The sequence below is a fragment of the Acidovorax sp. HMWF029 genome (assembly GCF_003060895.1).
Lineage (GTDB): Bacteria > Pseudomonadota > Gammaproteobacteria > Burkholderiales > Burkholderiaceae_C > Acidovorax.
This window is the reverse complement of the sequence record NZ_QAIH01000127.1, coordinates 1-5,110: the sequence shown is the minus strand read 5'-3', so window position 1 is coordinate 5,110 and position 5,110 is coordinate 1. Positions and strand designations below refer to the sequence as shown.

Below are 5,110 nucleotides of genomic sequence, written 5' to 3'. Positions count from 1 at the left end.
TCTGTGGGGGGCGCTATGGGCTCGGTGGCGGTTGGCACTGCGTCAGTGCCCGCGTCCGGGCCTGTGGTCATGGTTTCGGCAGGAAGTTGCGGCGCTGCGTGCCCGGCCATGGTGGAGGGCGCGGGCGTGGTGCGGGCCTGGGGTTTTTTGCGGTCAGCAGGTTGCAGCGCCGCTGCACGGGCGGTATGGGCTGCCGGTGCTGTTGCCACTGTGGGCAGCGCGGGGGGCAGTGGTGCGGCGATGCTGCGCGTGCTGAATGCCCGCCCCGTGGCTTGTGCCGGGCTGTCCCAGTGCAGCGGCACCCCGCTCAGCACCAGCCAGTGCAGGGCAAGCACCAGGGCGGTGATGGCAACCAGCGCGCGGCGGGGCATGGGGATGGCGTGAGGCCGGGTCAGGCGGTGCCTGCGCCCAGGTCGCGCGAGAGCTGGGCCGCCGCCGCGCGCAGCGGTGCGTCGATGGCGCCGTCCCACTCCGGATCGAACGTGGCGATCGAGCCCAACGTGGTCATGCCCAGCTCCAGGTGGCCGTCGGCATCGAACACCGGCGCGCAGAAGGCGACGATGCCGGGCAGCAAGGTGTCCACCACGCGCGCGGCGCCACGTTCACGCACCTCGGCCAGCAGGGCGTTTACCTCGGCCATGGTGGCGGGAAGGTCGGTGCGGCGCATCTTCACGGCGCGGGCCAGCTCTTCCTTGAGCAGCGGCGCCACCACATCGGGCGACATGAAAGCCGCAAAACACCTGCCCGTGGCCGACGACAGCAGCGGCATCACATCGCCCAGGCGCAGGTTGGCGGTGACGGCTTGGGGCGACTCCTCCCAGTGCACGATGGTCGGGCCGTGGTTGCCCCACACCGCCAGCGCCAGCGTGTGGCCGATGGTTTCCATGAGTGCGGGCATGCGCTCGCGCGCCAGGCGCACGGCGTCCAGCCTGGCGAGCGATGCCAGGCCCAGCTTCAGGGCTGCAGGCCCCAGGTCGTAGCGCGCGGTTCGGGGGTCCTGCGTGACCAGGCCCAGGCGCTGAAAGCTCACCAGGTACCGGTGGGCCTTGGCCGCGCTCATGCCCGCAGAGGCCGCCACATCCTTGAGCATGAGCGGCCCGCGCGAGCGTGTCAGCCCCTCCAGCAGGGCAAAACCCACCTCGACCGATTGAATTCCTGCACGTTCTTTGTCCATGTGCACTAAAATTTGCGAGTTTTGTTTAGTTAAATCAATTTACCCAAGCGTAATTTCGCTAGCGGTGCCCATCAACCCTCTGAGACAAAGGTCCTGCCACCATGAAACTCGCTACCTACAAAGACGGCTCGCGCGACGGCCAACTGGTTGTCGTCTCCCGCGATCTGGGCACAGCCCATTATGCGACCGGCATCGCCAACAAGCTGCAGCAGGTGCTGGACGACTGGGGCTTCCTCTCGCCCCAGCTGCAGGACCTGTACGACCAGCTCAACAGTGGCCGCGCGCGCCACGCGTTCCCGTTCGACCCCGCCCAATGCATGGCCCCGCTGCCACGGGCGTACCAGTGGGCGGACGGCTCTGCGTATATCAACCACGTCGAATTGGTGCGAAAAGCGCGTAACTCCGAGGTGCCAGAGAGTTTCTACACCGATCCGCTGATGTACCAGGGCGGCAGCGACGATTTCATCGGCCCCTGCGACGACGTGGTCGTGCCCAGCGAGGCCATGGGCATTGACTTCGAGGCCGAGATCGCCGTCATCACCGGCGACGTGAAGATGGGCACCACCGCCGACCAGGCGCTGGACGGCATCCGCCTGGTGATGATTGCCAACGACGTGAGCCTGCGCAACCTGATCCCCGCCGAGCTGGCCAAGGGCTTTGGTTTCTTCCAGAGCAAGCCCGCCACCGCCTTCGGCCCCGTGGCCGTGACGCTGGACGAGCTGGGCGACGCCTGGGACCACGGCCGCGTCAACCTCACCGTGCAGTCCACCTGGAACGGCCGCAAGGTCGGCATGTGCGACGCAGGCCCCGAGATGACCTTCCACTTCGGCCAGCTGATTGCCCACGTGGCCAAGACGCGCAACCTGCGCGCGGGCTCCATCATCGGCAGCGGCACGGTGAGCAACAAGGGCATCACCGACGCCAATGGCCGCACCGAATGGCCCAAGGGCTACAGCTGCATCGCCGAAAAGCGCTGCATCGAGACGATTCAGGATGGCAAGCCGAGTACCGAATTCATGAAGTTCGGCGACACCATCCGCATCGAGATCAAGGGCAAGGACGGCGCCAGCATCTTCGGCGCCATTGATCAGGCGATTGCCGCCCCGGCCGCCTGAGCACCCGGCCGGCTGAAAATTTGAACAAAAAAGGCTGCTTGCGCGCGATGGATAAGCGCAAGCAGCTATCAAATCAATAGTATCAAGGAGACAACCCATGCAACGCAGAACCCTCTTGTCCGCCCTGGCCGCCGCAGGCGCCACCACCGCCGCGCCCTGGGCCGCTGCCCAGGCTGCCTGGCCCGACCAGCCCCTGCGCTGGGTCGTGCCCTACCCGGCTGGCGGCGGCACCGACGTGCTGGCGCGCACTGTGGCCGAAGCCATGCGCCAGACGCTGGGCCAGCAGATCGTGGTGGACAACCGCCCCGGCGCCTCCACCAACATCGGCGGCCAGGCCGTGGCCACGGCCAAGCCCGACGGCTACACCTTCATGTCGGCCGACAACGCCATCCTGGCCTACAACGAACACCTGTTCACCAAGCTGCCGTTTAACCCCGAAAAGGACTTCACCTACGTGGGCGGCATCAGCCGCTTCCCGCTGGCGCTGGTGGTGCACCCATCGTTCGAAGCCAAGACGGTGAAGGAGTTTCTGGACTACGTGCGCGCCAACCCCGGCAAGCTCAACTACGCATCGCCCGGCAACGGCTCGCCGCACCACCTAGCGATGGAGATGTTCAAGCACCGCACCAAGAGCTTCATCACCCACATCCCCTACCGGGGCGCCGCCCCTGCGTTGCAGGACGTGATGGGGGGGCAGGTGCCCTGCATGTTCCTGGACCTGGCCGCCGGCCTGCCCGTGATCACCTCGGGCAAGGTGCGCGCCCTGGCCATCGGCTCGGCCAAGCGTGTACCCGCGCTGCCCGACGTGCCCACGCTGGCAGAAGCCGGTGTGCCCAACACCGAGGTCTTCGCCTTCCAGGGCATCCTGGCGCCCGCAGGCCTGCCCGCCGCCATCACCACGCGCCTGAATGCCGAGCTGAACAAGGCCCTGCAGAGCCCCGCCGTGGTCAAGCGCATGACCGACTTCGGCATGGAAGCCCTGCCCGGCACGCCCGAACAGTTCCGCGCCATGGCGCGGGCCGAATCCAAGCGCTGGGGCGAGATCATCAAGGCGGCAGGGGTGAAGCTGGACTGATCGCGCAGCACTTCAGTGCACTGGGCCGTGCACCGGGTGGCCTCGCCTTGCCGGGCCTGGCCACCCTTCAGCCTTGCAGGCCCATCTATTCAGGCAGGTGGCATACCGCCTCGATGTTGTTGCCTTCGGGGTCAATCACAAAAGCGCCGTAGTAGTGCGCGTGGTAGTCGGGCCTGAGGCCCGGGGCGCCGTTGTCCTTGCCGCCCGCCGTGATGGCGGCGGCGTAGAACGCATCTACCTGCGCCCGGTTCTGGGCCCGCCAGGCCAGATGACAGCCCGTGGTGGCAGGCTGGCCACCGTAGGGCGAGGGGCCGTCGATGAACCACACATCCGCTTTTTTGCCGTCGGGCTCGGCCGGGTCCGGGTAGGCAAAGCCCAGCATGTTGGAGCCGTAGTTGCCTTCAAAACACAGGCTGTAGCCCAAAGGCGCGAGGGCGGCGGTGTAAAACGCCTTGGTGCGGGCGATGTCGGTGACGCGGAAAGTCATGTGGTCCAGCATGGGAAGGGCTCCTCGGGTTGTTGTGCCCCGTTTTATATCTCAAATACTGTATTTGTGTACAGTATCTTTGTCAGGGCACACAATCAACCGTGCTGGTGGACCTTCAGTTCCAGCCTTCGAGCACCAGCTTGCCTCGTGCCTTGCCGCTCTCGATCAGGGCGTGAGCCCGCTTCAGGTTGTGGGCGTTGATCGCGCCAAAACGCTGGTCCAGCGTGGTGCGGATCAGCCCCGCGTCCACCAGCTGCGCCACCTCGGTCAGCAGGCGGTGCTGGCCGATCATGTCGGCGGTGCCGAACAGCGCGCGGGTGAACATCAGTTCCCAGTGCACCGACACCGACTTGCGCTTGAATTTCGTCACGTCGAGCGACACCGGGTCGTCGATCAGCGCGAACTGGCCCTGCGGCGCGATGGCCTCCACGATCTGGTCGAAGTGGGCATCGGTCTGCGTGAGGCTCACGATGATGTCCACCGTGGGGTGGCCGATGCGCGCCAGCTCTTGCGTGAGCGGCTGGCTGTGGTCGATGACGTGGTGGGCGCCCAGATCGCGCACCCACTGCTGCGTTTCGGGGCGCGATGCGGTGCCGATCACCGTGAGGCTGGTCAGCCGCGCGGCCAGCTGCGTGAGGATGGAACCCACGCCGCCGCTCGCGCCGATGATGAGCAGGGTCTTGTTGGTCGGCTGCTTGCCGGGCGCCACGCCCAGGCGGTCAAACAGCAGCTCCCACGCGGTGATGGTGGTCAGTGGCAGGGCTGCGGCTTCGGCAAAGTCCAGTGACTTGGGGGCGTGGCCCACGATGCGCTCGTCCACCAGGTGCAGCTCGCTGTTGGTGCCGGGGCGGGCGATGGAGCCCGCGTACCAGACGCGGTCGCCGGGTTTGAACAGCGTCACCTCCGTGCCCACTGCACGCACGATGCCGCTGGCGTCCCAGCCCAGCACCTTGTAGTCAGGGCCGTCCGCACTGCGCGAACTGCTGTTGCGCACCTTGGTGTCCACGGGGTTCACCGAGACGGCATGCACCTCCACCAACAGGTCGCGGCCGGTGGCCACGGGGTCGGGTTGGGTGATGTCGAGCAGTGCTTCGGGGTGGTCGATGGGGTGGGCAGTTTGGTAGCCGATGGCTTTCATGGCGGGTCCTTGTGTGTCGGTGGATGGGGATTGGGAAAAGGGGCGGTAGCGGCCGGGGGCCGGGTCACGCCCATGCGGTGGCGGTCGGTTCCACGGCGGTTGTGTGGACGGGGCCGTAGTC

General features: G+C 66.7%; 5 protein-coding genes and 1 pseudogene. 2 read left to right on the top strand and 4 right to left on the bottom strand.

Annotated features, from left to right (window positions below; all coding sequences use genetic code 11):
* A pseudogene (locus DBR12_RS08675) lies at positions 1–371 on the bottom strand (DUF3108 domain-containing protein); the annotation flags it as partial.
* Positions 372–391: 20 nt separating this feature from the next.
* Entirely contained in the window at positions 392–1,174 is a 783-nt protein-coding gene (locus tag DBR12_RS08670) for an IclR family transcriptional regulator (protein ID WP_108616885.1), read from the bottom strand.
* Positions 1,175–1,275: 101 nt separating this feature from the next.
* Here DBR12_RS08670 and DBR12_RS08665 point away from each other — a divergent pair, with 101 nt between their 5' ends.
* Positions 1,276–2,289: a fumarylacetoacetate hydrolase family protein gene (locus DBR12_RS08665; protein ID WP_108616884.1), complete on the top strand. Its 1,014-nt coding sequence runs from the start codon at positions 1,276–1,278 to the stop codon at positions 2,287–2,289.
* A 97-nt stretch (positions 2,290–2,386) separates the two neighbouring features.
* Positions 2,387–3,364, top strand: coding sequence for a tripartite tricarboxylate transporter substrate binding protein (locus tag DBR12_RS08660; protein ID WP_108616883.1), 978 nt, complete (start codon positions 2,387–2,389; stop codon positions 3,362–3,364).
* Positions 3,365–3,449: 85 nt separating this feature from the next.
* On the opposite strand, the gene DBR12_RS08655 is transcribed toward DBR12_RS08660, so the two are convergent.
* Both DBR12_RS08655 and DBR12_RS08650 read right to left on the bottom strand, forming a co-directional pair.
* Complete coding sequence (locus tag DBR12_RS08655; RefSeq protein ID WP_108616882.1) at positions 3,450–3,863, bottom strand: VOC family protein; 414 nt, start codon at positions 3,861–3,863, stop codon at positions 3,450–3,452.
* A gap of 103 nt (positions 3,864–3,966) precedes the next feature.
* Entirely contained in the window at positions 3,967–4,989 is a 1,023-nt protein-coding gene (locus tag DBR12_RS08650; RefSeq protein WP_108616881.1) for a zinc-binding alcohol dehydrogenase family protein, read from the bottom strand.
* Between the last annotated feature and the right edge of the window lie 121 nt (positions 4,990–5,110).

Coding starts and splice junctions, on each gene's coding strand:
- DBR12_RS08670 (WP_108616885.1), bottom strand. CDS start 1,174: ATGGACAAAGAACGTGCAGGAATTCAATCGGTCGAGGTGGGTTTTGCC.
- DBR12_RS08665 (WP_108616884.1), top strand. CDS start 1,276: ATGAAACTCGCTACCTACAAAGACGGCTCGCGCGACGGCCAACTGGTT.
- DBR12_RS08660 (WP_108616883.1), top strand. CDS start 2,387: ATGCAACGCAGAACCCTCTTGTCCGCCCTGGCCGCCGCAGGCGCCACC.
- DBR12_RS08655 (WP_108616882.1), bottom strand. CDS start 3,863: ATGCTGGACCACATGACTTTCCGCGTCACCGACATCGCCCGCACCAAG.
- DBR12_RS08650 (WP_108616881.1), bottom strand. CDS start 4,989: ATGAAAGCCATCGGCTACCAAACTGCCCACCCCATCGACCACCCCGAA.